Source organism: Bdellovibrio sp. CKG001 (assembly GCF_055397465.1).
This window is the reverse complement of record NZ_AP029173.1, coordinates 413,536-439,363: the sequence shown is the minus strand read 5'-3', so window position 1 is coordinate 439,363 and position 25,828 is coordinate 413,536. Positions and strand designations below refer to the sequence as shown.

Annotated in this window: 25 protein-coding genes; 5 read left to right on the top strand and 20 right to left on the bottom strand. The window is 50.4% G+C overall.

Features of this window, described 5'->3' with window-relative positions; genetic code table 11:
* Positions 1-36: 36 nt before the first annotated feature.
* Both ACZ50P_RS02190 and ACZ50P_RS02185 read right to left on the bottom strand, forming a co-directional pair.
* On the bottom strand, positions 37-2,343 hold the full coding sequence (locus tag ACZ50P_RS02190; RefSeq protein ID WP_464133137.1) for a hybrid sensor histidine kinase/response regulator: 2,307 nt from the start codon (positions 2,341-2,343) through the stop codon (positions 37-39).
* 11 nt (positions 2,344-2,354) lie between these two features.
* Positions 2,355-4,232: a hypothetical protein gene (locus tag ACZ50P_RS02185; protein ID WP_464133135.1), complete on the bottom strand. Its 1,878-nt coding sequence runs from the start codon at positions 4,230-4,232 to the stop codon at positions 2,355-2,357.
* Between the two features lie 200 nt (positions 4,233-4,432).
* On the opposite strand from ACZ50P_RS02185, the gene ACZ50P_RS02180 reads away from it, so the two are divergent.
* A complete protein-coding gene (locus ACZ50P_RS02180) occupies positions 4,433-4,822 on the top strand; it encodes a hypothetical protein (protein ID WP_464133133.1) in 390 nt (129 codons plus the stop codon).
* Positions 4,823-5,018: 196 nt separating this feature from the next.
* Here ACZ50P_RS02180 and rpsI read toward each other — a convergent pair whose 3' ends face one another.
* From rpsI to ACZ50P_RS02160, 4 genes are all read right to left on the bottom strand, one after another.
* Positions 5,019-5,417 carry a 30S ribosomal protein S9 gene (gene rpsI, locus ACZ50P_RS02175; protein WP_262553763.1) on the bottom strand — a complete coding sequence of 133 codons (399 nt, stop codon included), beginning with the start codon at positions 5,415-5,417 and terminating at the stop codon, positions 5,019-5,021.
* A 13-nt stretch (positions 5,418-5,430) separates the two neighbouring features.
* Positions 5,431-5,871 (bottom strand): 50S ribosomal protein L13, encoded by a 441-nt coding sequence (gene rplM / locus ACZ50P_RS02170; RefSeq protein ID WP_464119961.1) that lies wholly within the window; start codon positions 5,869-5,871, stop codon positions 5,431-5,433.
* A 108-nt stretch (positions 5,872-5,979) separates the two neighbouring features.
* Complete coding sequence (truA, locus tag ACZ50P_RS02165; protein WP_464119960.1) at positions 5,980-6,768, bottom strand: tRNA pseudouridine(38-40) synthase TruA; 789 nt, start codon at positions 6,766-6,768, stop codon at positions 5,980-5,982.
* A 58-nt stretch (positions 6,769-6,826) separates the two neighbouring features.
* Positions 6,827-7,894, bottom strand: coding sequence for a hypothetical protein (locus tag ACZ50P_RS02160; protein WP_464119959.1), 1,068 nt, complete (start codon positions 7,892-7,894; stop codon positions 6,827-6,829).
* A 287-nt stretch (positions 7,895-8,181) separates the two neighbouring features.
* On the opposite strand from ACZ50P_RS02160, the gene ACZ50P_RS02155 reads away from it, so the two are divergent.
* On the top strand, positions 8,182-8,439 hold the full coding sequence (locus ACZ50P_RS02155) for a hypothetical protein (protein ID WP_464119958.1): 258 nt from the start codon (positions 8,182-8,184) through the stop codon (positions 8,437-8,439).
* Between the two features lie 32 nt (positions 8,440-8,471).
* On the opposite strand, the gene ACZ50P_RS02150 is transcribed toward ACZ50P_RS02155, so the two are convergent.
* The 6 genes from ACZ50P_RS02150 to ACZ50P_RS02125 form a co-directional block, all read right to left on the bottom strand.
* The gene (locus tag ACZ50P_RS02150) at positions 8,472-9,566 is read right to left on the bottom strand and encodes a hypothetical protein (protein ID WP_464119950.1); all 1,095 of its coding nucleotides are present in this window, start codon (positions 9,564-9,566) and stop codon (positions 8,472-8,474) included.
* A complete protein-coding gene (locus ACZ50P_RS02145; RefSeq protein WP_464119949.1) occupies positions 9,563-10,930 on the bottom strand; it encodes a CFI-box-CTERM domain-containing protein in 1,368 nt (455 codons plus the stop codon). The genes ACZ50P_RS02150 and ACZ50P_RS02145 overlap by 4 nt, the downstream gene beginning before the upstream one ends.
* Before the next feature lie 116 nt (positions 10,931-11,046).
* On the bottom strand, positions 11,047-12,054 hold the full coding sequence (locus ACZ50P_RS02140) for an aspartate-semialdehyde dehydrogenase (protein ID WP_464133131.1): 1,008 nt from the start codon (positions 12,052-12,054) through the stop codon (positions 11,047-11,049).
* Positions 12,038-12,895: a CDP-diacylglycerol--serine O-phosphatidyltransferase gene (gene pssA, locus ACZ50P_RS02135; RefSeq protein WP_464133129.1), complete on the bottom strand. Its 858-nt coding sequence runs from the start codon at positions 12,893-12,895 to the stop codon at positions 12,038-12,040. The genes ACZ50P_RS02140 and pssA overlap by 17 nt, the downstream gene beginning before the upstream one ends.
* A 27-nt stretch (positions 12,896-12,922) precedes the next feature.
* A complete protein-coding gene (locus tag ACZ50P_RS02130; RefSeq protein ID WP_464133127.1) occupies positions 12,923-13,561 on the bottom strand; it encodes a diacylglycerol/polyprenol kinase family protein in 639 nt (212 codons plus the stop codon).
* Positions 13,562-13,714: 153 nt separating this feature from the next.
* Positions 13,715-14,218, bottom strand: a complete 504-nt coding sequence (locus ACZ50P_RS02125) for a hypothetical protein (protein WP_464133125.1) — start codon at positions 14,216-14,218, stop codon at positions 13,715-13,717.
* Between the two features lie 137 nt (positions 14,219-14,355).
* Here ACZ50P_RS02125 and ACZ50P_RS02120 point away from each other — a divergent pair, with 137 nt between their 5' ends.
* The gene (locus tag ACZ50P_RS02120) at positions 14,356-15,420 is read left to right on the top strand and encodes an immunoglobulin domain-containing protein (protein WP_464133124.1); all 1,065 of its coding nucleotides are present in this window, start codon (positions 14,356-14,358) and stop codon (positions 15,418-15,420) included.
* Positions 15,421-15,450: 30 nt separating this feature from the next.
* On the opposite strand, the gene ACZ50P_RS02115 is transcribed toward ACZ50P_RS02120, so the two are convergent.
* Both ACZ50P_RS02115 and ACZ50P_RS02110 read right to left on the bottom strand, forming a co-directional pair.
* Positions 15,451-15,855, bottom strand: coding sequence for an ExbD/TolR family protein (locus ACZ50P_RS02115; RefSeq protein ID WP_088566372.1), 405 nt, complete (start codon positions 15,853-15,855; stop codon positions 15,451-15,453).
* Between the two features lie 2 nt (positions 15,856-15,857).
* A complete protein-coding gene (locus ACZ50P_RS02110) occupies positions 15,858-16,487 on the bottom strand; it encodes a MotA/TolQ/ExbB proton channel family protein (protein ID WP_464119943.1) in 630 nt (209 codons plus the stop codon).
* Positions 16,488-16,564: 77 nt separating this feature from the next.
* Here ACZ50P_RS02110 and ACZ50P_RS02105 point away from each other — a divergent pair, with 77 nt between their 5' ends.
* On the top strand, positions 16,565-18,376 hold the full coding sequence (locus ACZ50P_RS02105) for a sulfatase-like hydrolase/transferase (protein ID WP_464133121.1): 1,812 nt from the start codon (positions 16,565-16,567) through the stop codon (positions 18,374-18,376).
* Here ACZ50P_RS02105 and ACZ50P_RS02100 read toward each other — a convergent pair.
* Genes ACZ50P_RS02100 through ACZ50P_RS02075 form a run of 6 tightly spaced genes read right to left on the bottom strand, consistent with a single transcriptional unit; the run spans position 18,373 to position 25,233 of the window.
* Positions 18,373-19,056 carry a hypothetical protein gene (locus ACZ50P_RS02100; RefSeq protein ID WP_464133120.1) on the bottom strand — a complete coding sequence of 228 codons (684 nt, stop codon included), beginning with the start codon at positions 19,054-19,056 and terminating at the stop codon, positions 18,373-18,375. The two genes, ACZ50P_RS02105 and ACZ50P_RS02100, sit on opposite strands and share 4 nt — an antisense overlap.
* A gap of 2 nt (positions 19,057-19,058) precedes the next feature.
* A complete protein-coding gene (locus ACZ50P_RS02095; RefSeq protein WP_464133118.1) occupies positions 19,059-21,098 on the bottom strand; it encodes an FHA domain-containing protein in 2,040 nt (679 codons plus the stop codon).
* Complete coding sequence (locus ACZ50P_RS02090) at positions 21,098-22,276, bottom strand: FHA domain-containing protein (RefSeq protein WP_464133116.1); 1,179 nt, start codon at positions 22,274-22,276, stop codon at positions 21,098-21,100. The genes ACZ50P_RS02095 and ACZ50P_RS02090 overlap by 1 nt, the downstream gene beginning before the upstream one ends.
* On the bottom strand, positions 22,276-23,958 hold the full coding sequence (locus ACZ50P_RS02085; RefSeq protein ID WP_464133114.1) for an FHA domain-containing protein: 1,683 nt from the start codon (positions 23,956-23,958) through the stop codon (positions 22,276-22,278). The genes ACZ50P_RS02090 and ACZ50P_RS02085 overlap by 1 nt, the downstream gene beginning before the upstream one ends.
* The gene (locus ACZ50P_RS02080) at positions 23,945-24,295 is read right to left on the bottom strand and encodes a DUF192 domain-containing protein (RefSeq protein WP_464119937.1); all 351 of its coding nucleotides are present in this window, start codon (positions 24,293-24,295) and stop codon (positions 23,945-23,947) included. Before ACZ50P_RS02080 ends, ACZ50P_RS02085 begins: the two co-directional genes overlap by 14 nt.
* Positions 24,295-25,233, bottom strand: a complete 939-nt coding sequence (locus ACZ50P_RS02075; protein WP_464119936.1) for a type II secretion system F family protein — start codon at positions 25,231-25,233, stop codon at positions 24,295-24,297. Before ACZ50P_RS02075 ends, ACZ50P_RS02080 begins: the two co-directional genes overlap by 1 nt.
* On the opposite strand from ACZ50P_RS02075, the gene ACZ50P_RS02070 reads away from it, so the two are divergent.
* Complete coding sequence (locus ACZ50P_RS02070; protein ID WP_464133111.1) at positions 25,232-25,807, top strand: Maf family protein; 576 nt, start codon at positions 25,232-25,234, stop codon at positions 25,805-25,807. The two genes, ACZ50P_RS02075 and ACZ50P_RS02070, sit on opposite strands and share 2 nt — an antisense overlap.
* The last annotated feature ends 21 nt before the right edge of the window (positions 25,808-25,828 follow it).

Genomic DNA, 25,828 nt, shown 5'->3' with positions numbered 1-25,828 from the left:
GTCTTGATAGTTTTCACTTTTGTGGGTGCAAATAGATTAGACCTGAGCGGTTTCAATATTCTGCAAACAGTACTTCTGAACCACTTCGAGCACCGTCTGCTTGCGCACCGGCTTACCCAGGTGTTCATCGGCACCGGCAACCAGGCTTTTCTCGATATCTTCTGTAAAGTTATTGGCTGAAATCACCACCACTGGGGTCCGGCGCAGGCCGCGCACCCGTTCTATTTCACGCAGCTTGCGAATGGTGTCCAAACCCGACATCTTCGGCATTTGCACGTCCATAAAGATCAGGTCGTAGTGATTCTTTTCCCACATTTCCAGACATTCAAAACCATTATAGGCGGACTCCGTGGTCACAAAGTCCAAGCGCTTGATATACGCTTTTAACAGCGTGTGGTTTTCTTCCATGTCATCCACGATCAAGACCGTGCGACGACCACTGTCCACCACCTTTGGGGCCGCATCCGTCACGGGGACCGCAGGAGCCAGGTTCAGATCCATCGCCAGACGACGGCTCCACAACTCTGCCTTGCGCGAAACAAACTTCAGCGAGAAATGAAAACGTGAACCCACAAACTGGCGGCTTTCACAATAAAGTTCGCCCCCCATGGACTGCACCACTCGCTGGGAAATACTCAACCCCAGCCCTGTTCCCCCAAAGCGTCGGGTGACGGAAGAATCTTCCTGCCCGAATTCATCAAAGACTTTCTTCAGATTTTCTTTCGCGATACCGATACCCGTGTCTTTGACCTCAAAGAAGATCACTTCACGACCATCTTCTGCGGCTGGATAGGGCTGAATGGTCAGCTCAATGACCCCACGATCTGTGAACTTCACTGCATTCCCCAGAAGATTCATCAGCACCTGCTTTAAACGCAGGGAGTCCCCCACAATCCACCGATCATACTCCGGAGGATGAAACACAAACTGCAGATTCTTGCGCAGCACTGCCGTGGCAATCAACGCCTGAACCTCACGCACCAGATCGCTCAGCAGAAACTCACGACTTTCCATCTGCATTCGGCCGGACTCGAACTTCGAATAATCCAGGATATTGTTCAACATGCTAAGCAGGGTTTCTCCTGCGCTTTGCAAAGAGCTCAAGAGTTCTTTCTGTTCATAACCCAGCGGCGTTTCGCTCAACAGTTCCGCCGAGCCCAGCATGGCATTCAAAGGGGTGCGGATTTCATGGCTCATCGTGGACAAGAAAAGTGACTTGGCGCGAGTGGCGGCCTCAGCCCGATCCCGGGACTCCTGCAATTGGGCCAGGGCTTTTTTATCCTGCTTGATCACGTAGTTCCCGGTCATCCAGACCATCACCGTAAAGACGCCATACGTGACCAAGGCCACAAATCCAAAGAAGAACAAACGGAAGTACAAACCGGAATAAGCTTCCGACTTTTCCTGATAGATTACCAGATGCCAGGACTTGCCTTTGATCGGATTGGAGTAGGTCAGATAAGTTTTTCCATCAGCGCCGGGAAACTCCCGAATCTGTTTTTGCGCCTGGATATTAAAAACTTTCTGCGAAAGCTTCGGCATGGACTTAAATTCGTCCTGACTTAAAGCCCGCAGATATCTGTAACCCAGCAAAGGCAAATCTTTGGCGATCAAGGGCAGCACGGGGCGCCCATGTTCATCCACAATGACAGCCCCACCGGTTTCCCCCAGCTTGAAGCTTCCCAGACGGTGGGCAATGTCACCCGCCAACGTGTCAATTCCAACAACGGCCTCCAACTTACCAGCCTTATAGATGCCGGTGGTCGCACTGAACATGACCTTTTCCATGAAGCCTTTGTCGAAGTAGAAATCTGAATAATTGACGTTTTGATTCTTTTCATTCAACCACCACCACTGTTGATCAGGGTCACGGTCGTATCCAGGTTCAGAAAAAACCTCGGCAATGAATGTCGAAGGTTCATTGTACTGTGGACTGGCGAAAAGTGAAAAGTCCCGGTGCAGGACATAGACGTAAGCTTTTTTTCCGAAGTATTCATTCGCCAGACGAGGCCCCAAAGCCACGTAAGCATTAAACTGACTGCTGTGACTGGCGATGGTTGTGGAGGCAAACTGACGGAACTTTTCAATGCGCGTGCCCTTGGGCATGACATCAAATAGCTCCACCATGCTTTTAAGCCTCAGGACGTTGGCCTCCAAAGCGGCAAAATCGTGGTTCATTCGCTCTACTTCCCGAACGGAAGCCGGCTCCATGCGCTCGCGCAATGCTCTTTGCTCCTGAATGAACAAGTGAGTCCCATAGACCCCCAGCACCGTCAAAAGCACCAGGGTGGTCACCAGTTGGTTCAGCAAAAAAAGATGGACAAAGGTGAGCTTCTTTTTCATCAACCTTCCGTTTAAAAGTTAAGCCCCAACCCCACGGTTCCATAGAAGGTCGTTAATTTGGCTCCGGAGCCGTCAGACTTTTTCTCGTAGTAGTAGTTCTTCAAACCAAACCCCGCCTCGCCAAAGAAGCTGGAGGTCCACAAAACTTTTCCGTGGAAATTCAAAACATAGTCATCACCCAGGGTGATGTCACTGTCCGTGGACGACATGTACTTGATGAACTCCATATCAACCCATTTTGGATAGTTCATGAACGGAAGCTTCGAGAACCAATAATCAATTACTCGCGGCATAGAGCGCGCCCAGAACAGACCCGCTCCCATCTTTGGAACATTGGTGTCCCCCAAGGACATGGCCTCGTAGGCCAGAATCACACCCAAAGTTTCATCCTTTTCCCAAAGTCCCGGAGTCAAACGATAACGTAAATCCACATCCGCCACGTTCAGATTCACATCTTCAGAACCGCCCCCCGCCGTGGATGCCGGAAGTTTTGTTAACGAAGTGAAGTACTTCGCACTGACACCCCATCGTTGTTTGGACAAGTAATAGTTCTGCCAGTCAAAAAGATCATTGAACCACCAGGAAACGTGCCCTTCACCAAGGACCACATAATCACTTTCGCTGGTCACCACACCGGTCAGACGAAGACTCGCCTCGCCCGCACCTGCACGATAGATTTCCATATATGCTTTGTGATTTGCTTTTTCTCCAGGAACTTCCAACAGAACCGTATTCATCGCAAACTTCTGCGGGACATCGAAATGCCAAGGCGTCACTTTGTCTTCTATATCACGCACTGGCACCTGGTCTCTGGAAGAATAAGTACCCTTCGGAGCGCGGTAGGAAATAAAGCGACGATCCTTTTGTCTCGGAGGATCGGCAATTTCCAATCCATAAACGAAGACGCCACCAGATTTTCCAGGAATCACAAGGCGGGTGTTCTTCTGCGGAAGATCGGCCTGCCATAAATCTTTGGGTGCCCCAATGGTGCTTTCAAAACCCAGGATGCGGGTCACAGTCCCATACTGCTCTCCCTGAATTATTGTGGAATCAACCTTCAGCGGGCGTGGCAGTTCGGCTGTCAACGTGACTTGATCTGCTTTCTCAGATTCGATCATGTCCCGCACTACAGGCATCACCGGCTCGGAAACGAATTCATACGTCGCATCTGATGTCAGCGTCGCCAGAAACTGCACCGGCGCTCCCACTGCCACTTCCTCTGAGCCCTGCAGCTTTCCTTCTTCGTTTTGGAAGATCACGCGCGCAGTGGCTTCGGATTTGGTCACACCAATTTGTGCCTGCCCATCTTTGATCTCAACCCCATACCACTGTGAGCAGATGCTCGCATAGCCTTTGCCGACCTCTGAACGCAGACAGAAACGGAATCTTTCACCGTCTTTCCACGGCGGAGCTTTGGCACCGCTCAGTTCAGCTGACTTCCAAGAGCCCGTGCCCTGCACCGTCTGTTTCCACAGCTCTTTTCCCTGCTGGTTGATAATTGAAAGATCTCCGCCTGCAACCAGATCGTAATTCCATGTCACAATCAGGCTTGAGTTTTCCATTTTCGCCACCAAGGAATCACTGCTGAAAGTGACTCCACCGATGTCCATCTGCTTTCCTTTGGAGGTCTTCAGATCATACTCCACGACGGGATTTTTAATTTTCAGTTCCTGATCCATGACCGAGAAAAACAGAGGCTTGGAGTATTCCGATGCAGCTTGTGAAGGCTCTGCCTTCTTCTCTGAATCGGTGGCAGGTTTGGTCTCAGCAGCGGCTGGTGCCGGGGTGGAAGGGGCTTCAGGAGCTTTGTCCTGAGCAATAGATAAGGAGCAAACAAGAATGACGATCAAAGATGAAAGCATGGATTTCACGTAACGTTCCTTCGGCAAATTTTCCTTAACACATAGGGTAATCAAGAAACGCGAGTCTGTCCCTTAAATCAGAGGGAACTCAGACCAAGTGCTAGTAAAGATGTGCGTCCAAGTGTGGGTCATTCTAAAAGTCCTCCTCCAATAGTGCGATGCATTTGGATTGCAAGGCTTCGTCCACTGAAATAGCCTCCCCCCGTTCACCTTATAGGAGGTTGATAATGAAAAAGCTTATTATGGCTGCTTTGGTTCTTATGGGTTCTTCTGCTATGGCAGATACAACAATCATGAAATGTGTTGTTCCTTCCGAAAGCAACGCTGTCACTTTGACAGTTGAATTGGCTGATGATCAGTCCGTTGACTTCGTGGTTGTGAACTTGGTTGAGCGTGCAAAAACGGCTGTCTTCTTCTCTCAAATGGATAAAGGCACCGTGGCACAACAAATCCAAAATGGTTTCTTGAACCTGTTGGCTTTGACTGACAAGTCGTCTCAAGTAGACGGTGTGATCACAAACACTGGTTTCTTGGGTCTGGGTCTTGAAAACGATGGTACGTTCGGTGGCTTCTTGGCTGCGAACGGCAACATCTATCCTTTGTCTTGCACAAAGTAATTTACCGGACTTCAAAAGGCGCCTGCTACAGGCGCCTTTTTTTTATCATCCTGTTACGTCCCCAGAATTCGATTTCAGACAAATTTTATGACGGAATAAATGTAGGACGATCAAAAAAAAGACAAAAAAAAAGGGAGCTCGAAAGCTCCCTTTTTTCTTCCATTCCCAAAATCCGAAGATCTTGAGTCCGTGCGAATTAACGCTTGGAGTATTGGAATCTACGGCGTGCACCAGCTTTACCGTATTTTTTACGCTCAACCATACGAGGATCACGTGTAACGAAGCCAGCTTTCTTCAAGATCCCTTTGAATTCAGGATTGAAAGCGATCAACGCACGAGTGATACCCAAACGGATAGCACCAGCTTGTCCAGACTCACCACCACCGGAAACAGTGATTTTAGCGTCGAACTTGCCAAGTTGGTTCAACAGGTCCAAAGGCTGAACGATAACCATTTGAGACTGCATACGAGTCAAATAGTCGTCAGATTTTTTACCATTGATTGTGATTGTACCTTTACCAGGCTTCAAGAAAACGCGCGCGGAGCTTGTTTTTCTTCTTCCAGTTGCATAGTAGAATTTATCTGCTGCTGCCATTGTCTATCTCCGATTATTTCTTAGAAGGGAGTGTGTAAAGAGCCGGCTTTTGAGCTGCATGAGGATGCTCAGCACCAGTGTATGTCTTCATTTTCGCGATAACGTGACGGGATAGCTTGTTTGTTGGAAGCATACCGCGTACAGCTTCGTGCATGATGAAAGTAGAATCTTTCTCTTTCGCCTGAGCTGCAGTCATCTCTTTCATAGAACCGAAGAAGCGAGTGTGAGAGTAGTACTTCTTATCCTGCCACTTAGTTCCAGAAAGCTCCATCTTGTCCGTGTTGATAACGATCACGAAATCGCCAGTATCAACGTTCGGAGTGTAGATAGCTTTGTTTTTACCACGAAGGATAGTCGCTACGTGAGTTGCTACACGACCAACTTTTTGGCCAGCGGCATCGACAATCCACCATTTTCTTTCAACTTCATCTGCCTTAGCATTGAAAGTCTTCATTAGAATCTCCAGTTTCATTTTGAACAGTCAGTTTTACCGTCTGCTGCTCGGCAAAAATATGTTTGAGTTTACAACGGGCTCTTACACTATTTTGCGGGAAGGGATGTTTTAAAGTTCTAGGCACCTATTGTCAAGGTCCTGAGGATAATAAACCTTCATCAAATACAGGCCTTGAGCGGGCGCCGGAGGCCCTGCTTTCATGCGGTCCTGAGCCGCAATGATCTCCTGCATTTTAGAGGGGGCTAAGCCTTTTCGCTCCAAAAGCAATGAGGTCCCCACAATATTGCGGACCATCTGCTTCAAAAACCCACTGCCAGTAATCGTGAACTGCAAGACACCGGGTTTACGCCATTCCCAGTCGGCCTTATAGATCTCTCGAATGGTGTCCTGAACCGGTGTTCCGACGGACTGAAAGCTCTTAAAGTCTTGATTTCCCAAGAGATATTTAGAACTTTCCTGCAAATGTTCGATATCGATCGGCAGGCGCACCCAATCGGCATAACGGTTCAGATGGGCACTGGGGCGGGGTTTATTCATTATAAGATAACGATATGTCTTATGGGTGGCTGACAAAGTGGCATGAAAGTCCTCTGGAGCAATCCAGGCCTTCTTGGCCACGATGGACGGAGGCAAGTGCGAGTTCAAAGCCCAGCACAGATCCCATTTCTTGGCCGGGTCGATCTTGCGATGCGTAGAAAAGTGGCAGACCTGGTTCAGAGCATGAACTCCGGCATCCGTTCTTCCCGAGGCAAATAGAGTGATTTTTTCATTAAAGACCTTGGAAAGGGCTTCTTCAATAACCTGAGCCACCGAAATCTGATCTTCCGGCTTTTGCTTCTGCCATCCGCAGAATCCTGTTCCGTCGTAAGCAACGGTAAAGCGCACTTTTGTCGTCATGGCCGGAACCTATCAGGTTCCCCTGCCCACGGCAACCCTGAGGGTAAAAGGTACCCACTTACAAAAGAGCACCGTCGCAGCGGATGATTTTTCCGCGATTGAAGGCAAAACTGCGCAGAGCTGATACGATGTTGTCTTTGAAACCCGCCAACGCCGGGAAGGAAGCTCGAAGCCCTTCCGTTCGGAACAAATAATAGCGAGTGGCTTCATCCTGATAAACCAGCAGAATCCCGATCCCCGGAGGCAAAGACATTCCGGTGGAAGCCGCCCAGCCAAACTGCTGAGAGCCCTGACGGAAAACCCCAGTCGCACCTCCATACATGGTCGTGCTCTTTTGACTTCTTATGGAACCTTCACGTTTTTCGAAGACCAGTCCGTAAGTACCCGCCGCCGACACCTCGGCAATTCCGGTCAGAGTTTTCTTCAGTTTTTCCACATCCAGGAAGAGTTCGAAAACAAAACGAGCTTTGCCGTCCGCACCCACCTGCCGAGAAAATCCTGCCCCCAAACCCAGCATGTAATAAAACCCGCCGGACGCCGGGACAAAGTTTCCGATACTGCGAGCTCGCATGGCTTCCATCACTTTTTGAGGCAAGGCCAAGCCCGCAGAAATCGAGAACATCACCGTGCCACCTTTGACGTTACTCTTGGACACCACGTGGGAGCTTTCATAAAAACGGGCGTTTAATTCATTCAAAGCTTTGTTCACTTTCGCCGGGGAAACCTTAAAGAATCTCAGAACCCTGGCAAACTTCCCAAGGAACGCTTTCTTCTTCGCCAGAAAAACTTCGATCTCGGCATCCGGCAACTGCAGCAGCTTTTCCAGCTCCGCTTCAGTACGAGGACCCTCAAATTCATAAACAACATCCTTGGGAATATCGGCCTTCATCGCCAGGCGCGCCCGCTTGATAAAGTCCTCTCGATGAAACTTTTCGGTTTCCGCCACTTCAGAAGGATCCAGCTGAACCACGACCTCCTGGGCCTCGGAACGAATCTGTTCTGAACCCGCACTCTTTTGTTCGAAGATCAGAAGGTTGGCTTCATCATCCACTCCCCAGGCCAGGGAAGCAGAAAGACTTAAGACCAACGCCAGCGCCGCGGTTTTACAAGCATATAAGAGTTTCATGGAAGCACTCCTTGTGCTTCCAAAAAGCAACGACTGTACCAGTCTCATCTTGAGACGGCACCCGCCAGGGACGGCTCAAGTCCCACTCTTTCAAGATCAAACGGTCGGAATGTCACGGCCTGAAGCCGCTGTCGGCAAAAAGCCGTGAATCGGCAGACACTCCGTCGCGTTCTGACACTTTCCGCCTCGCAATCCACCCTGTCCAATTTTCACAGGGCATTGCAATCCCGCGCGGATAGGCGTACTTCTCTGGGCGTTCATTTTCATTATTAACTCAGGAGAATAAAATGAAAGCTTTGATCGCTGTATTGTTGTTGGCTTCCGGTTCCGCAATGGCTCAAACTTCCCAGGTTAACCAGTCCCGTCCAGATGATTTTTATGTAGATTTCATCAGCTGGTGTGACCAAAACAATGTTATGGGTTACGACTCTAACAACCAGGTTTATATTCGCGCCAACTGCAGCACCTACGGTCAAACTTGCTATCAGGCAGTTACTCACCGCCACGCAAGAACCATCTACACAGCAACTTGTGTGAACAAGTAATGAAACAAAAAAAGGGGCCCACGGCCCCTTTTTTAGTAGTCCACCGTCACACCGGCGGCAATGATCCCTGAAGAAAAGTCCACGTCCTCCGTGAACGTCTGCAACTGACGATACTCCAAAGAAATCCAAAGATTTTTAATTCCGTATTCTGAGCTCAGGGTGAAGGCTGTGTCCCGGCTCATGGCCGAAACATTAAACAGCAAACCCCCGGCACCATACACACCCGGTGTTCCCACCAGGGATGGAGACTTGCCGTCATCGCGGATCTCAGCCACGCCGATATAAGTTCCCCCCCCTGAAATGTACGGTGCCACCCACTGACGGTGACCCCACTCCAAACGATAGATAACACCCAAATTCAAAGGAATTGCCAGAAACGTGTATTCCTCTTTGGCTTGCTGATCCGGGAACTGAGGATCTGCCACAATGAAACGCCCCTGACCTGTGGCGTACATGATGCCCAGACCGACCTGCAAGCCCAAGCTTCCAAAGCCGTTAAACGGTTTCCATTCGTAATCAAACATAAAGACCGGCTGAGAGGAGCCACCATACATGGAGCTAAAATCTGTCACCTCATCCGCGGACTTGATTTTGGGAGGATCAATCATTCCCACCCGGAAGGTCCCGGATTCTTTCGACGCCGACGGCGGCTTCACGCGATAAATATAGGCGCCGTCTTTTGTGATGGTCATCAAACCCTTGGCTGCCTGAGGATGCTGAATGTATTCCACCCCACCACTCTTTGAGCGGCGAACCACTTCCACCTGCGGTGTCTTGCGCGCCGGAGCCACTTCGTAAGCGGGTTCTTCAGGCACCGGTGGTTTTTCTTCCACGACGGGCGCAGCTGGCTCTTCAAACAACAGATCTTCTTCAACCTTTGATTCACCGGGACTTTGTTCGTTCAGATTTACTGTTTCTTTTTTGCTCTCTGGTGAAGCGCTTTGAATTTCACTTTCAACAGCTTCCGCCTCGTTTGTGAACAGGTCGTCCTCTGGCGCTGGAACTTCAAATTCACTTTCCTCCTGAACAAAAGGAGGCTCCTGCGGCGCAGACTCTTCCTGCGCTGGGGCCGAATGGAAAGCTAACACAGCCAAAACAACAACGAAGTGCTTATGCCATGATTTCACACTACACCTCTTGCTTTACGCACCTGAAACCAGCGGCGACAAACCGCATAAGCAGACGCCCCGGCCAAAGTCAAAATCAGTAAGGTCGTCCACAATCCGAAGGTCACACTTAAACGTGCAAAGAACAACAACGGCCACAAAACCGCACGTGCCGCGGTCTTGGCATACTCATTTTGAGAAATCCATTCTGCATAGAAAGGACTGTGCTTGTAATAGAACTTCACAAACTTCGTGCCTGCGGAATTGCTCAGTAAATACTTATTACGGAAGTCCCGGAAGCTTTGAACTTCCGGAGCCATGTCGCTGCCAAAAGCTGCCGTGGCAATAAAACAGTGCTTGTCATCCAAAAGTCCGACCACCTGGGAAGGTGTCGCACACAAGTCCGTCGCATTCACTCCCCCGGAGGTTCCCGGCAGTGGCGTGAAGAAGGAAATAATTCCTGTCTGATCCTGGTTCGCCATCACCATGCAGTAGCGAACTTCATTTTTAAGACCATCAATGCGGTTGTCCTGCTCTGGAGAAATCAACTGCATGTAGTCTGACGCATTGGTGATGTTTGCGATGGTGGTGTTGTCGTCTTCGCCCTGCAACTGTTCGCGGAAGAAGAACACCGGGCCGGTGTACTCAATTCCCGCCGCTGTCGTCGCTGGATATCCATCGGCACGACCCAGTTGATCGGCATAAATCTTCGCATCACCACGATAGACTGAAAAGTGACAGTAACCCGAACCCGGCGTCACCTGCGAATCATCGGTCGGACAGTCCTGATAAACCAAGTCCTGCCCGGCGGCGATCGCGCGTCCATATACTTTAAAAGTCAGAAGGTCATTCGTGGTGGTGGAATCCGTTGTGGTCTTAAAACCCAGAGCAAACTCTCCGGAAAAGCTTTTGGTGCAACTGTCATTATCAGTCGCCATCGCCCGGCACAGTTCATACCATTCTACTTGTGCCGTCAGAACGCCATCTGACAACGTCGGTGAGATGTTCGGAGTAAAAGTTGTGTCGTTGATCTTGAAAACAGCATCTGTCACAGCCACAGAGGTGCTGCTGGACCGGATCCGAATGGTCAATCGCATGGTGGGATAGGCATTGCGTTTATTGCAAGGCCACAACTTGCTGCCGCTGACGTCTTCCCCTGTGCAGCTGTCACACGTTTTGGTGACATCCGTAGAGGTACAACTGCCGGCAAAGCCCGCAAAAATCTTCGGCGTTGCGGCCACTGAAAAATCAGTCGCCGAGGCCCCTTCGGCCGACACCAGGGTGATGGTTGCAAAACTGGAAGTTGAAAAAAGCAGACCGCCCACCAACGTGGATAGGGCCCAAGACTTATAATTGTGAATTCCCGTCCATGGAAAGAGTCTCATCCTTTAATCGAACCATGCTAAGGTCCGGAAGTCAAAAAATGGACCCTGCCCAGACCTTGGTCGCACAGAATGAATTAGAAAGGCCGTTTTTGAAACGGCCTTTCCACGATTTTTACTTATTGAAAGAAGATCTTTTCGGCGATCTGAATTCCATTCAGAGCGGCCCCTTTGCGAATGTTGTCAGACACCACCCACATCAACCACATGTTGGGATTATCAACGTCGCGGTGAATACGCCCTACGTAAACCGGGTCCTTGCCTGAAACATCACGAGCCAGCGGGTAAATGCTTTTCTTGGGCTCATCCTGCACCACGATGCCTGCCTGACCTTGCAAAGCTGCGGTCACTTCATCACGACCGACAGACTTTTTCAACGTCACCCACACAGATTCACTGTGAGCATTCAAAGCAGGAATACGAACTGTGAAAGCCGAAACCTTCAGATCATTCTGACCCAGAATTTTGCGGGTCTCTTTCATGATCTTCACTTCTTCACTGCAATAGCCTTGGTCGTTGAAAGACCCGATTTGAGGGATGCAGTTGAACAAAATAGTATGAGGGAATGTTTTCGGTTCATGGCTTTTTTGATGATTGGAGGTTTGCTCCATCAATTCATCATAGCCACCCTGACCAGCCCCGCTGACTGCTTGATAAGTGCTGACACGCACCTCTTCCAAACCGAACTTTTCCTGCAAAGGTTTTAAAGCCACCACCAATTGAATGGTGGAGCAGTTTGGATTGGCAATAATTTGTGGTTTTGAGTCCTTGTTCACCAAATGACCGTTCACTTCAGGAACAATCAAAACTGTGTTCGGATCCATGCGGAACGCCGCCGAGTTATCCACGGCAAAGGCTCCGGCAGCAACAGCTTTCGGCGCCCACTCTGCAGAGATTTCATCCCCGGAAGAAAAGAACACCAAATCCAAACCGTCAAAACAGCCTTCTTTAAGAACCTGCACCGGCCATTGCTGACCCTGCAGTTCAATCTTTTTACCCAGTGAATTTTCAGAGGCAAACGGGCGCAGTTCCGCAATAGGGAAGTCACGCTCTGCCAAAATGTTCATGAAGGTCTGGCCGACCATACCGGTCGCACCAACAACACCAACTTTAAGTTTTCTTTTCATCTTTCACTGCCTGTTCTTCCTCTTCTTCGAGGACTAGGTCGCTCTCATGCACAGAGGCTGGAGCGTACACACTTGGCTTGATCTTACGGATATTCTTTCCGAGCTTGAAGACACCAAAAACAGCACCCAAAGCAGCATAAGCCATGAAGAGAACAAACAGCATCACTTCAGGACGAAGTGCGACAACAACAAGAACACCCAGACCCAGAATCAAATAACGGAAAGGCAAACGCTCTTTCAGATCCAAATCTTTGAAGCTGCGGAATCGGAAGTTGCTAACCATCACCAGCGCCAGCAAAATCGTCATCACCAACAGACCGTAGTTCCCCAGCGGCTCCAACTCAAGATCCTGGAACGCCAAAACGGAAGAAGCCACGATACCTGCCGCCATTGGAATTGGCAGACCCTGGAAGTAGTTCTTTTCAACTACGTTGGCCTGAACGTTGAAACGCGCCAAACGAAGAGCGCCACAAGCCACAAACAGGAAGCACGCCACCCAACCCAAACGGCCAAACGGTTGCAGAGCCCATAGGAACAACAAAACACCCGGCGCCATACCGAAGCTGACCAGATCACACAAAGAATCATATTCTGCACCGAACTTACTTGTGGAACGAGTCAAACGAGCCAGACGACCATCCAACTGGTCAAAGACGGCTGCCACAACGATCGCGTAAGCAGCAAAAAGGTAGTTACCTTTGATGGATTGAATCACCGCAAAGAAACCTGAGAACAGATTCCCTGTCGTCATCAGGTTTGGAAGGATATAAATGTACATCGCCAAGCGCTGAGCCTTAGCGTCTTCAGAGTCAATTTTATCGATGTGAGTTTCAGTAACCATAATATCCGCCTTTAATAAGGACAGACATTATCCTACGGTGGCAAAAAATCCAAAGAAATAAAACAGGATGGTCAACCCCACCGCACTCATCAAAGGCAGAGTCAAATTGTCATCAAGCTTTGCCACAGGAATCAGCTCGGCAAAAGCGCCGACCAAACCTGCGAACAAACTCACGACGATCAGACGATCCATAAGATAGTTGTGGTAGATTAAATAAATGAAAGTCACTGCGGCGCAGACAAAGAATGCCGCCATGAAACCTTGAATGGATTTGTGACCAAAGATTTTATCTTTGCCGTACAAGATTCCAAAATAGCTCGCGATAGGATCGGCAAAAGCCAAGAATAGCAAAGTCAAAGCGACAATGGGTCTTGGGAACAAGACATCCACGATCAAAACACCACTTAGAAGGAAGGTCGTTCCCGCCAGCTTCTTGACTTCACTTTGACGCATGATTGGCTTGAAGGCGTGCATCACCCAGTCATTCAGAGCCGGGTATTTCAAACGCAAGAAATCAAACGGAACAAACAATGCCCACGAAATCAAAAGGATAGCCATGGACGCCGCGGGCGGCAAATAAACATAGCCCAGGAACATCGCGAAGACTCCGGACATATGCCAAATTTTGCGAGCATAATGAATGTCCGAGCGTTTTTTTAAGTCCACAGGTTGGGTTAATCCTTCAATTAGCATCAATAAGTCCACTCACTATCCACACGGTGATCGTGGGACGGGGGCTAACTTAAAGGCAGAGCGAGGCAAGATCAATTTAATTGATCTTACTCTAGCTGGTCGCATTAAGTGCTTGTATTTTCAAGGTTAAATTTGGTTCGAATGGACCAGAACAACCTCTTCAACGGCTTTTCCAGGGCCATCGTGATAACGAATCGTAATTTCGTTGTCGCCCTTCTGCAATTGAATCAGGTCTGTTTGGTATTTGTCAGTGCCTTTGAGGAAAACAGAGGCCGTATAACCATTACTTTTATTGACGATCTCAAGAGTCTTATCCCGAAGACAGTTTTTGCCCTCGAACTGGACATAGCTGCCCTCAACACGCAACGGACTCGCCGCCTTCTTCGCACAACGCAGATCAAGCTGAGCAAGGTGGGAGAGAGCTGAAGACACTTTGTTTGTTAGCCCCGCCGTTGGCACACTGGCCGGAGTTCTTCCCTGTGCGAGCACGGCGCCCGGCCCAGCCGCCACGGCCTCTGGGGCCAAAACATCTTCTTCGGTCAAATTCATGAAGGTTGGCACTCCCAGAAAGAGCACCAAAACAAATGTCACAATGAGAAATTGTGTGTCCGAAGGCTGACGTTTCAACATACTTCCTTGATCGGAAGTTCAACGCAGGACTTTAGCTGTGTCATTTTGAGAAAAACGGCCAAAAAAACCAGACTTTCGCTTTAGTTTTTCCATGATTCTTCCGTATTAAAGTCCAGGCACTGAGGGGAAAGGTGACCATGAACAGACGTATTCTGCGAAAAATTCGAAACTTTCGAGTTCTTTCTGCGATTGTTGTCGCGTCACTCACCATTGTGAGTTTCCAGAACTGCGCGCCACAGAACTCTCTGTGCGGTGGTGCGGACTGTGAAAACCAAAACAGCGAGGGCTCATCCTCGACTGGCTCCAAAGGCTCATCCACAAGCAATTCATCTATTTGGGGCTCCCGACCCGGCAGCAGCGGCGGCATCAATATGGGGGGCGGCTCCAATACCGGCGGAACTTCCGGCTCTGGCAGCCCTTCCGGCGGGGCGGTGACGATCGGCGGTGGATCCGGTGGTGGCTCCTCCGGCGGTGGCGTGAGTGTTGGCGGCGGTGACTCTTCCAGCGGTTCCAATGGTGGCGGGGATGGTCCTCTGAAGATCGTCAATCAACCCACCAGCGTGAGTGTCGTGGAAAAAGGCTCCTTCCAGCTTGAAGTGACCTTCAGTGGAGGAACTTCTCCTTATACAATTCAGTGGTATCACAACAGCAAGGCCATCACCAACGGCATGGGCCACTACAGCTTTTATTCAGGTTCGGCCGATTCGTGGCACAACGAAGGCACTTACTATGTGGTGATCAAAGACAGCCGCAATCAATCAGTCCAAAGTAATTTGGCGCGCGTCACTATTCTGGAGCCTGCGGTGGGTTGCACTGCCGGCCGCTATTTCACCTACACCAATGCGACTTATGATCAGGCCTATAACTACTTCACTGAATATTTTGATGGCCCCCGCGGGAAGTTCCTGCTGCATCAAAGTTACGATCGCTACAATGCCCTGTTCCCTTATCCAAGCTTCAGTAAGCTGAGCAGCTATGACGTCCCGGCATTAAAATATCTGGATAAAACCTGGATGAACTGCCGAACAACCATTCCGCGAATTCATACGCCCACGGTGAACCCCAACTACGACTATGATTATGGGGACCGCTATGCTGACAATTATATGTGGAAATACACCGGAGAAGTTTTATTTGAGTGTCGCAACAACAAACTGAAGCTCATCTCTAACACCTGCAAATGGGTGCGACAGGACAACTAAAAAAGGGCTCTTACGAGCCCTTTTTTAGTTCTATTTTTTATCGATACTGATGGCGAACTTTTTAACTCCGGACCCTTTGACGATATCCAGAAGTCCGACCACTTTTCCGTGCGGCACATCTTTGTCCGCTGAGATGATGGCCTGAACATCCGCGTTCTTGCCCACTTCTTCAGTGGCTTTGGCGCGAACGTCCTCTTCCGTCACGAAAGATCCATTCAGATTGATGCGTCCGTCAGCAGTCAAAGCAATATTCAGCTTGCTCGGAGCTGTCTGGTCACCGCTGGCTGCCTTGGGCAGATTCACGTTGATCGTGGGCTTCATAAACATGGGTGCTGTCACCATGAAGATGATCAGAACCACAAGAATGATGTCCACGAGCGGAACGACGTTAATGTCCGCTATGGCTTCATTATTGTCGCTGTTATTAAATGCCATTTTTAAACACCTTTTTTCTTAGCGTAAGCCAGGCACAACTCTTTCACGCTCTCCAGATTCTGGAACACACCACGAACCTGTTTGCTGTAATAGTTGTACGCCGCCACCGCCGGGATCGCCACGAACAGACCCGCTGCCGTTGCCACAAGGGCCATGGAGATACCCGCCATCACCGTCTGTTGACCCGCTTCTGGAGCTGTCGCCAAGTCGTTGAAAGCTTTCATGATACCCAAAACCGTACCAAACAAACCGATATACGGAGCGTTCGAACCGACTGTTGCCAGGAAGCCCAGGAACTTTTCCAGTTCTGGGCGTTCGGTCAATGCGAAGGTGTTGAAGATCTCGGAAAGACCTTTGCTTCCTGCATCCTTCATATGTTTCAAAGCGTAACCAGCCGCACGACCTTCAATGGAGTTTGGATCCTTTGCCAGATCTTCGACATCTTCCAGGCTGTTGCTTTGCAACGCCAGCTTGATGCGTGCGCGAACACGTTGAGACTCAGCGGAAACTTTTTTCAGAGCAAAGTAACGCTCCAGAATCATGCCGATGCTCAGGACGCTGAGAACAAGCAAGATCCACAAAACGACCTGATCCGCCAAGTGGGCAACTGTAAATATTTTTTCCGTGAGCATGGGTGATTTCCTCCAAATCTTTGACTGCGCAATCTAATTGATCCATTATCACTAAAACCATTACATACGGTCAAGGTATGCGGAAAATCATTTTAACTCTCACACTGCTCCTTCTGAGTTTGGTCCAGCTTTCTTGCCAGACACACGACAGGAAATCCATTCTGGTCATTGCCGTCGATGAATTGACCATCAGCGACGTCAATTGCAATCAAGAAGCCCCCGAGAGGTCTGGTTTTCAATTGCTTTGCAAAGAGTCCGTGCGCTTCACCCACGCCTTTTCACCATCCCCCCTGTCCGTGCCCGCCCTGACTTCACTGCTGACTGGACTTTACCCCTATCAGCACAAGGTTCGTCACAATGGCGGTCCGGGTCTGGCGGCCGAATTTGAACTGGCCTCCGAAGTGGCTTTGGATCAAGACTATCGCACCAGCTTTTTTTCCGGTGGCGCCCCGGTCTTCCGTCGCACAGGTTTAAATCAGGGCTTCGAGCTTTTTGAAGACAATATCGTTCCGACCTTCCGCAGCCTGATCCGTCCCTTTAAGCAGAATGCCGATGCCTTTCGACAATGGGTCCATCAGGACGCGGCCGGTATGGCTTTTTTCAGTGTGATCTACGTTCCGGATCTGCTTTTCACCACAACTGAAACCGTCACGGATCTGGGGGAAACACGCAACCTCAGTTTTGAAAGCCAATTGGATGAGTTGGATGAAAGCCTCTACGAACTTTTTGAGGACCTCAAAAACAGTGGTCGCTGGGACAAGACCACCATCTTCTTGGTCGGCTTAAACGGTCACACAGGCAATGATCGCCCCAAAGAGCTCAGCACCATGAACCTGCATGGCGAAAACACTCAGGTCGCCTTGTTTATCAAACCATCCCAGAAACAAAAACGTGACGAAGCCATTCATTGGAAAATTGACCAGAACGTCAGCCTGGTCGATGTGGGGCGCACCTTATTCCATCTTCTGGGAGAAAGCATCGTGGATCAGGCCCCTCCGGCCTTCCCGGCGCAGTCTCTGGTGGAGGTTCTGAAAAGTCCGAACGCCAACTGGCCTGATGATCGTCCTTTACTGCTGGAATCAGGCTGGGCTCTGTGGCGCAAGGCGGGTCCACTGAAAACCGCTGCCATTTCCAACCATGTTCTGCTGATCAATGATGAAAAGCCTCTTTTGTATAACACCCTGGTGGATCGCTTTGAAACCAATCCACTTCCCATGTTGCAGGAAAGTATTCTACCAACGACTCAACGACTGCAGTCGCTGCTTTACAGAAATCAGTTCCCGGCCTTCCCTCCACTCGCGTCCGAATGGACCACCAAGCTGAGCCTGCCTTTTTCGCGCTGGATGCGACTGGATCAGGAAGCCCAACTGCTGAAGGATCTAAAACGACTCCTGCAAGTTCAACCCGGCAGCCTGGATCTGCTGAACTGGACCGCACAGATCGCCCTGAACCAAAAAGACTGGGAAACCTTGAAACAACTGGGCACCAAACATAAAGTCCCCACCTGGCAGTTTATTGCGGAAAAGAATCTGGGCATCAAAAGCGCCAAGGTTTCAGACCCGTGTTTTGATTTGATTTCCGCCAAGACAATCAACACCGACAACCTGAAAAACTGCGGGGACTCTTTATTCCTGGAATGGATTGACTGGATTCGTGCGGATGCGCGGGGACTTTCTCGTGACACTCAGAAAAAACGTTTTGAGCGTTCATTTAAAAACTACATGTTGGATCAGCAGATTCAGCGCACCAACATCGCCGCAGGCCTGATCTGGGATACGTCCCGGGATAATGTGTTCGCCCCTTCAAGGGTGGAACTGGCGTTAAGCCTGCCGGAATTCAGCAAACTGCGCAGTCAGGTTTATAAGAATCTGACATTGGAAGATCTTTAATCCGCATCCACTTCAATGAGTCCCAACCAGAAAGGCGACTCAGGGCTTTCCTGAATCATACCGGTTGTGACTGAGGACAGATCCAAAGAGTTGCCTTCACGAGTCCACAGGGTCGTCGCGACTTGGCTGCTGGCCAGCAGGACCAGACGATCCCCTTCTTTCACCGAGGTGTGCCCGCACTGGATATAGCAGGTTGGGTCCAAACCTAGAAGCTGGGCCGGAAGCGGTGGCAGTTGCTGGGAGGCCGACTCGCTGGACAGATCCAGCCCCACAGAAAGCGGCTGCAATCGTTGATTCTTTCTTTGAATGAATAAACTCGGACACCCTACATGGGCCCAAGCCAACTGCGATCCTCTTCTAAAGATCGCCATCAGTTCCACACCGGAAAAATATTCGGCGCGGTTTTCACCCCGATACAGCAGATCATTGGCAATCAGAATACCGGTGCGCACATAGTTCACTTCATCTGTCAGGCAGGTTAAAAACTCAAAAGGCGAAGTCACTTCCACGTCAGCCTTGGCAGCACTGACATATTTCACCACTTCCTCCAGGGCACGCTGTGCGTGCTCTGGCTGCCCCCAGGACGTCGCCACGACGATCAGACTTCCGTCATCTTCCCGATGAATCAGCGGCTTGGGGCGAAGCATCTTGGTGCTATAGGACCGTTCTTGAATCTTCACGACTACAGGGCTCCGTATTTCTTCAACTTGATGTAGGCCTTTTTATAGTATTCCCCGTCAGGAATATCCATTTCCAAAATCTTGCGCCATTTGTCCTTGGCACCAGCTTTGGCCTCGCCTCCATCGACGTTCCCGAAGCTTTCCTCAAGAATGCCTTCCTGATAAAGCGTCATCATCTGCTTACGCAATTCCACCACGTAACGTTCGATCCGTTCAGGCAGCTCGTCGTTTGTCGGATCCAAGGTGCGAGCTTTACGCAAAGACAGAATGGCCCCTTTAAGATTCTGAGCCTGATAGTATTTTTCAGCCTCGGCCTGCAAACTAGCCGTCTTGGAATTCATCATCTGACGAATGGAGGCAATCGTCCGCTTCGACTGACCCTTATAGCCGTTCGGATCCGGAAGCTGTGCCTCGATCACTTTCTCATAGGCCGCGATGGCATCCAGTGGTTTGCCTTTTTTATGAACTGCTTGGGCTCTGTCATACAGACCCTTCATTCTTGAAACCAACGATTGATAAGCGGCCTTTTCAGCTGCTTTGGCTTCACGCTGCATATTCAGCATTTCAACCTGAGCTTTCAAATCCATAATTCGTGGATGCTCGGGATTAAATTGCAACACCGGGCTTAAGCAGTCCTCAATTTCTTGAGCCGTGATCATCGGATTGATCTTTTTCTGACATTCCGCGACCTGCTTCTGAATTTTTTCTTCCGCCTCTATCTTGGATTTTTCAATCTCAGCCTGACGTCTTTGCTGCTCCTGAATGAAGATGGCCTCTTTGGACAGACGTTCAATCTCACGAATATCCTCATAATCCGGAACCAGTTCCTGAATCTTGATGATTTCATCCTGAGCCAACTGGTACTTACCCTGCATGTACAGGTTCTTTGCATCTTTATAGCGCTGACGGACCAGAGCCTGCTGTTCGGGTTTCAACTTCGCAAACAGATCTGCCGGTGAACCTGGCGCCACCAAACCCTGCCCCGGTTGCGCCGGAGGAGCCTTGGTGTCATTGCCACTGAACAAATACGCCACCGCCACCAGAACAACCGCGCCAATGATGATCTTTGGACGGTGCTTTTGGAAGTCAAACTTCCCAGCCGCCGCCTGAGGATAATGCGGCTGCGGACCCGGCACACCCATTCCCGGATACTGCATCGGTTGCTGATAAGGCATGGGCGGCATCGCGCCTTGATAAGGGGCCATTTCATAGGACTGCTGCTGTTGATATTCCATCGGCAGACTGTCCTGCGCCGTCGGAACCAGCGGACTGGGTGGCGCCACGCTGACCAGCTCCATACGACTTTGGAAGCTGGCATCGTGCAATTCAAAATAAAGATAGTTTTCCAGCACACTGATCGCATCACCGCTCTTGATCGGTGTCATATCCGTGGAGGAAATAGGGTTTCCATTTAACAAAGTCCCATTGACGCTGCCCAGATCCAGAATGACATACTGGGAACCGGCTCTGCGGATTTCAAACTGGCGACGGCTGACACGCTGATCTCGGATCTGAATATGACAGGACGGATCACGACCCGCAACCCACGAATCCCCCGCATCCAGACGGATCATTTCTTTGGCTTCATTCTGACTGTCCACAATCTTGATGAAGGCCGCCGTCGGCGCCACACCAATCATGGTCTTTTCATCACTGCCTTCAAAGGACTCCAGGTGCGCACCGGCCAACGCAGGCAGGTTTTCCCCAGTAGGGGCCTGCGGCTGCTCTTCATACGCCGGGGCTTCCGCCACTGTGTTCAGGAAATCAAACTCATAGGGCGGAACAGAAAACTGACTGCCGTGATCCAGGGAAAACTGCTGAACCTGCTCTCCGTTATGGATGACTTCGCCATAACGGGACACCACCTCAACATTCCAGGTGCCACCGGCAAAGAAGACCTTGAAATGTTCCCGCGAGATTCCTTTTTCAGGCTGCAACACAATATCGCAGTCCTCTTTACGGCCAGCCACGTAAGAACGGTCTTCACTTAAATTCACTTCACAAACTGTCTTGCCACGAAGGCGAACCCGAAGCAGTGCCATTAGTATCTGCCCTCCAGGTTCAAAGTACATTCTTCATAATACTGTTTGGCTTCTTTATAGGACGGATCATCCTTCCTATGTTGAAGCATTGTCATCACGTTGGAATAGTTGGACTGGCACATTCTCCAGTTCTTCTTCTCTCGGTAGCGGTTGCCCTGAATCATGTTGAATTTCACCAGCTCATCAAACTTAATCTTCGACAAATGGAAATAGCGCTTGGCCAGTTCATTGTCCGGATCCAGATTTAACACCACCTGGAATGCTTCACGGGCACGGGCGTACTGTCCCTGCTGGAAGTCACGGAAGCCCTTGATAAAGTTTTCCTGGGCACGACGATATTGAATGGAATCATACTTTTCTTTTTTTACTGTCAACAGTTCCTGTGAGCGCTTTTCTGCTTCGGCCACATCGGCCATCGACAACGCCGAGGTTCTGAAGGCATTGGCATCCTTTTTCGGTTTTGAATCACCCGAGAACAGGAAGAACCACGCCGCCAGACCAATGAGGGCCACAATTCCATAGAAGCGAACTTTCGGGTTCGACAATGGCCCACCGGTCGGTGGCGGAGCCATCGTTCCCACCGCCGGCCCACCAACACCACCGGAAGGAGGCGGGGTGTATCCACCATAACCCATCGGCTGAGCCGGAGGCATGGACGGATTGGGCATTGATGGCATAGGGCGCGGTTGTTGATACGCCGGCATCTGCTGCGGGCGAGGCGTCGCCACTGGTGTCGGGAACGGATTAGGAGTCAGGCCCGGTGGCCCCTGCTGAAGGGGCGATCCCGGATTCGGAGTCAGGAAGGACACCGGGGCTGGAGCTGCGGCTGGAGGCGGAGCCACCTGAACCTCAGGCATCTCGGCGCGGAAAAGAATTTCTGTCTCACCAATCTGAATCACCGAATCGTTTGTCAACGGCTCGGATTGAACGTTCTGGCCATTGACCATCACGAAGTTCTTTTGACTTAGATTGACGAGCACAAATTCGCTGCCCCGCTGTTTGATTTCCGCATGTTGACGGCTGACGCGCGGGTCCCCGGAAAGAACAATGTCGTTTTCCGGCCCACGCCCCAGCGACACGGAGGCTTTGCTGAACGAAAGCTTCAAACCGCTGTGAGGCCCCTTGATGACCTCAATATCGAATTTCAATGCATCCTTCATTGAAGGGGCTGCACTCATCAGGAGCCTCCTTCAGTTGGCGATACTGTAATTACGAAATAGTCCACTTCTTGTCCTGTGCACATGGCCTGGCAACTCAAAATACAAAGATGGCCGCTGAACTCCAGCTGATCCGTATGGATGCCTCGGGTGTTTTCGCGCGAGCGCACCATCAGGCCTTCAATATTCTGCTGAAGGGCTGCATCCGGAATCGCCTTATAAGGCTGACCCTGCAACTGCGCCATTTCCGCGCGCGCCACCTGCAGGAAGGCAGGATTGCAGGCCACAATGCGACCTTCTTTGGAAATCGTCACACACGGGAAGCCCACGATCTGCACCAGATTTTCTGCTTCGCCGTCTTTATTCACAAAGCCGGCACCACCCGACCCGCTATCCGTGTCACCATGGATATAGCGAGTCAGAAGACTGTTGATATTGCCGATCAAAGCCTGCAAAGGCGGGAACTGGAAATCCAGTGCGGTGTTATCGGTTTTTTCACGCATGGCTGTGTCCAATTGAGCATTCAGTGCCACCAAGGGATATTCGATCAGCTTGTACATGAAGTAATAAATCAAAAGTCCCAACAGGGAAGCGATCACCAGCGTCTGCATGAACAAGCTGATAGCCCGTCCGTCATCGAACGCCAGACTTCCCACATCATACAACACGATGGCATGCGCCTTCACTGACTGCTCACCCGTGTTCGGGTCAAACAAACCAATCGGGAAGCTTGCACCAATTGTGGAGGAATCGACTTCCATAGCCTGAGGCCGCATCTCACGACGAGCCGAATGCACGAATGGAAGATCCGGCGTGGTCCCCGCACGGGAGGCCGGCGCCAGGATCATGCCATCGGACTGCTGCACAATCAGAACCTGCTTCACTCCGTCCTCGGCCTCGGCAGCATTCGTCGACAAAGACGAATAACTGTTCTGGATCAGCGCCGACTGATTCAGCGTTGCCACGGTACGGGCAATGGACGATGCCCTTCTTTTACTTTCATTGATAATACTGGCCCGAGTGATCTGTACCATCGGAATCATCGACAACAGCGTCGTGGAGAAAATAAACAGAACCACAAAGCCCAGCAGGACCATTCTCATTTCCACAAACTGTGGCAAACGATAAACCCCTGGCAATGCCACGCGGTCCATATAGTCGTTCAGCTTATCCATCAAGCCGCGGAATCCACCCTGCTGGAAGGCCGGAGCTGGAGCCGGAGCGACCCCGGGAGGCGCCATCCCCGGCATACCGGCCATCGGTTGCGGCATTCCATGAGGCATCCCCATCGACATTGGTTGTTGTTCGGGCATTCCCATCGGCATGGCCGGTGGCATTTGCGGAGCCGCACCACCACCATAATATGGCATGGGTGCTGGAGCATTATTCTGAGCAGGTCGCTGTGCACGGGCCTCTGGTGACGGGATCACATCGGCAATCACATCATGAATCCCGAGTTTGTCCCCCAAGCGCATCACACCACTTTGCATGCGAACACCATTTAAATAGGTCCCATTGCTGGAGCGCAAATCGGTGATCACAATTTTATCTTTATAAACTGCGATTTCCGTGTGCTCTTTGGAAACACCCGGACTTAAAAGCTTAATATCACACTGCGGAGCCCGACCGATGAGGTTCTTCCCCATCTTCAGCTCAACAACGGATCCGGCCTGTGGGCCGGTCAAGATTCTAAGCGCCCACATAAAGTTGATCTCCCACGCTGACATTCACTTTGCTGACGGTCCCTGCTGCCATTTCAATCACAGAGGCGGCACCCCAAACTGGCAAAATCAGTCTCCAAGGGCGCACATCCCTGCGAATGGCACGAACTTTCAGATTCTTATCCACAAACACACAATCAATTGCAAATTTCATAAAGAAAGTATGAATGCTGTTGCAATGATGAATCCACAACGCCTGATGGGACGGAAGATCCTCCCGCCCCAAAAGTCCCTTGCCACGGCTGAGGAAAGTGGAAGCCACTTCCAAATCCGCTATCAGGGTCTGATTTGTTGTTGCATTCATCAACTTAGCCATCATTACTTACCACCATACATAAAGGACACAGCCACGGGTCCAAAGACGACGATGAAAACCGCTGGCAGAATAAACAGCATCAACGGAATCAAAATCATCTGTGACGCCTGAGCCCCGGCCTTCTCTGCACGCACGAATCTTTCCAGACGCATTTGTACAGACTGGTCTTTCAAAACCTGGGAAATACTGGCACCTGTCGCCTCCGCATCCACCAGAACGGCCACGAAGCTTGTGATCTCGTTCATATCCAGGCGCTCGGCCATCTCTTTCAGGGCCTGGGCCTTGGAGGAACCGATTTTGATATCCTTCAAAACAATCGAAAGCTCATCCGCAAGCACACTGTCGGTCCCACGTGCTTTATCCACGATCTTTTGAATCGCAGAGAAGAAGTCCAAACCCGCCTCTACCGACAAAGCCAGAAGATCAATAAAGAACGGCAAGTCGGCACGCACGGAAAGCTCCCGGCGTTTCTTTTCACCCTTGGCGTGAATCTGCGGCAGATAGAAACCAATCAACCCCATCCCGATCACAACCGGGACAGAAAGACCCAACTGCAACGAAAAGTTCATAATCATCAGGAAGATCGGGAACATGATCCCCCACAGAAGCTGTAAACCGATGAACTCATCTTCATTCAGCTCCGAGGACAGGCCCGAGGTTTTAATGTATTTGCTGATCTTCTTGCGATAGGACTCACTGCGGATTCTCATCGCATGTTGCAAGGTAAACTGATGCACCAAGGGGCGGGAGAAATTAATCACCGGATTTTTGGATTTCACCGGCTCATCGTTATTGGCCCACGACAACTGCTGCTTGTCCGAGTTGCTTGCAAATATCGAACTGACAAATAGGAAGACCGCCACTCCTGCGAGCAGCAATCCCAGAATCAGCATTAACTCTGCACTTCCCATTTTCGCCTCTTCGTGTTCAAGTATTCCCATGAAGCCTTTAGTTCTTGCCTCAGAGTCCCCGCGCCGAAAACAACTGCTTAGTGAAGCTGGTTTTTCATTCGACGTGGTGCCAGTTAAAATATCGGAAATTCCCAATAAAAACCTGAATGTAAACGAGCAGATTTTAGATATTGCTCGTCGTAAGGCGAGGGCCGCTTTGCCCCTGCTAAAGGCCAGTCGCACAGAGCCCTTTATCGTGCTCACAGCCGACACGGAGGTGATTTTTGGGGGTGGTCCGCTGGGTAAACCCCAGGATCGCGAGGATGCCTACCGAATTCTTAGGCTTTTGTCCGGGAAATATCATGAAGTCCTGACTGCGGTCTGCGCCGTCGAGTCCAGTACCGGCAAAGAGCTGTCTCATGTTGAGACGACAAAAGTTTACTTTAAAAATTTGAGTGATGCTGAAATCTGGACCTACATTGACACAGGGGAACCCATGGACAAAGCCGGAGCCTATGGAATTCAGGGCCAGGGTCGAGCCTTCGTGGAACGAATCGAAGGCCCCTTCGACAATGTGGTGGGACTGCCTGTCGAAGCGGTGAAAAATCTACTGTCCAAATTTTAAACGATCAAAGTTCTCTGGGGT

Excerpts from the sequence above, each read along its gene's own strand:
- ACZ50P_RS02190 (WP_464133137.1), bottom strand. The coding sequence starts at position 2,343 with ATGAAAAAGAAGCTCACCTTTGTCCATCTTTTTTTGCTGAACCAACTG.
- ACZ50P_RS02180 (WP_464133133.1), top strand. The coding sequence starts at position 4,433 with ATGAAAAAGCTTATTATGGCTGCTTTGGTTCTTATGGGTTCTTCTGCT.
- rpsI (WP_262553763.1), bottom strand. The coding sequence starts at position 5,417 with ATGGCAGCAGCAGATAAATTCTACTATGCAACTGGAAGAAGAAAAACA.
- rplM (WP_464119961.1), bottom strand. The coding sequence starts at position 5,871 with ATGAAGACTTTCAATGCTAAGGCAGATGAAGTTGAAAGAAAATGGTGG.
- truA (WP_464119960.1), bottom strand. The coding sequence starts at position 6,768 with ATGACGACAAAAGTGCGCTTTACCGTTGCTTACGACGGAACAGGATTC.
- ACZ50P_RS02160 (WP_464119959.1), bottom strand. The coding sequence starts at position 7,894 with ATGAAACTCTTATATGCTTGTAAAACCGCGGCGCTGGCGTTGGTCTTA.
- ACZ50P_RS02155 (WP_464119958.1), top strand. The coding sequence starts at position 8,182 with ATGAAAGCTTTGATCGCTGTATTGTTGTTGGCTTCCGGTTCCGCAATG.
- ACZ50P_RS02145 (WP_464119949.1), bottom strand. The coding sequence starts at position 10,930 with ATGAGACTCTTTCCATGGACGGGAATTCACAATTATAAGTCTTGGGCC.
- ACZ50P_RS02140 (WP_464133131.1), bottom strand. The coding sequence starts at position 12,054 with ATGAAAAGAAAACTTAAAGTTGGTGTTGTTGGTGCGACCGGTATGGTC.
- pssA (WP_464133129.1), bottom strand. The coding sequence starts at position 12,895 with ATGGTTACTGAAACTCACATCGATAAAATTGACTCTGAAGACGCTAAG.
- ACZ50P_RS02125 (WP_464133125.1), bottom strand. The coding sequence starts at position 14,218 with ATGTTGAAACGTCAGCCTTCGGACACACAATTTCTCATTGTGACATTT.
- ACZ50P_RS02120 (WP_464133124.1), top strand. The coding sequence starts at position 14,356 with ATGAACAGACGTATTCTGCGAAAAATTCGAAACTTTCGAGTTCTTTCT.
- ACZ50P_RS02115 (WP_088566372.1), bottom strand. The coding sequence starts at position 15,855 with ATGGCATTTAATAACAGCGACAATAATGAAGCCATAGCGGACATTAAC.
- ACZ50P_RS02110 (WP_464119943.1), bottom strand. The coding sequence starts at position 16,487 with ATGCTCACGGAAAAAATATTTACAGTTGCCCACTTGGCGGATCAGGTC.
- ACZ50P_RS02105 (WP_464133121.1), top strand. The coding sequence starts at position 16,565 with ATGCGGAAAATCATTTTAACTCTCACACTGCTCCTTCTGAGTTTGGTC.
- ACZ50P_RS02095 (WP_464133118.1), bottom strand. The coding sequence starts at position 21,098 with ATGGCACTGCTTCGGGTTCGCCTTCGTGGCAAGACAGTTTGTGAAGTG.
- ACZ50P_RS02090 (WP_464133116.1), bottom strand. The coding sequence starts at position 22,276 with ATGAGTGCAGCCCCTTCAATGAAGGATGCATTGAAATTCGATATTGAG.
- ACZ50P_RS02085 (WP_464133114.1), bottom strand. The coding sequence starts at position 23,958 with ATGTGGGCGCTTAGAATCTTGACCGGCCCACAGGCCGGATCCGTTGTT.
- ACZ50P_RS02080 (WP_464119937.1), bottom strand. The coding sequence starts at position 24,295 with ATGATGGCTAAGTTGATGAATGCAACAACAAATCAGACCCTGATAGCG.
- ACZ50P_RS02070 (WP_464133111.1), top strand. The coding sequence starts at position 25,232 with ATGAAGCCTTTAGTTCTTGCCTCAGAGTCCCCGCGCCGAAAACAACTG.
- ACZ50P_RS02075 (WP_464119936.1), bottom strand. The coding sequence starts at position 25,233 with ATGGGAATACTTGAACACGAAGAGGCGAAAATGGGAAGTGCAGAGTTA.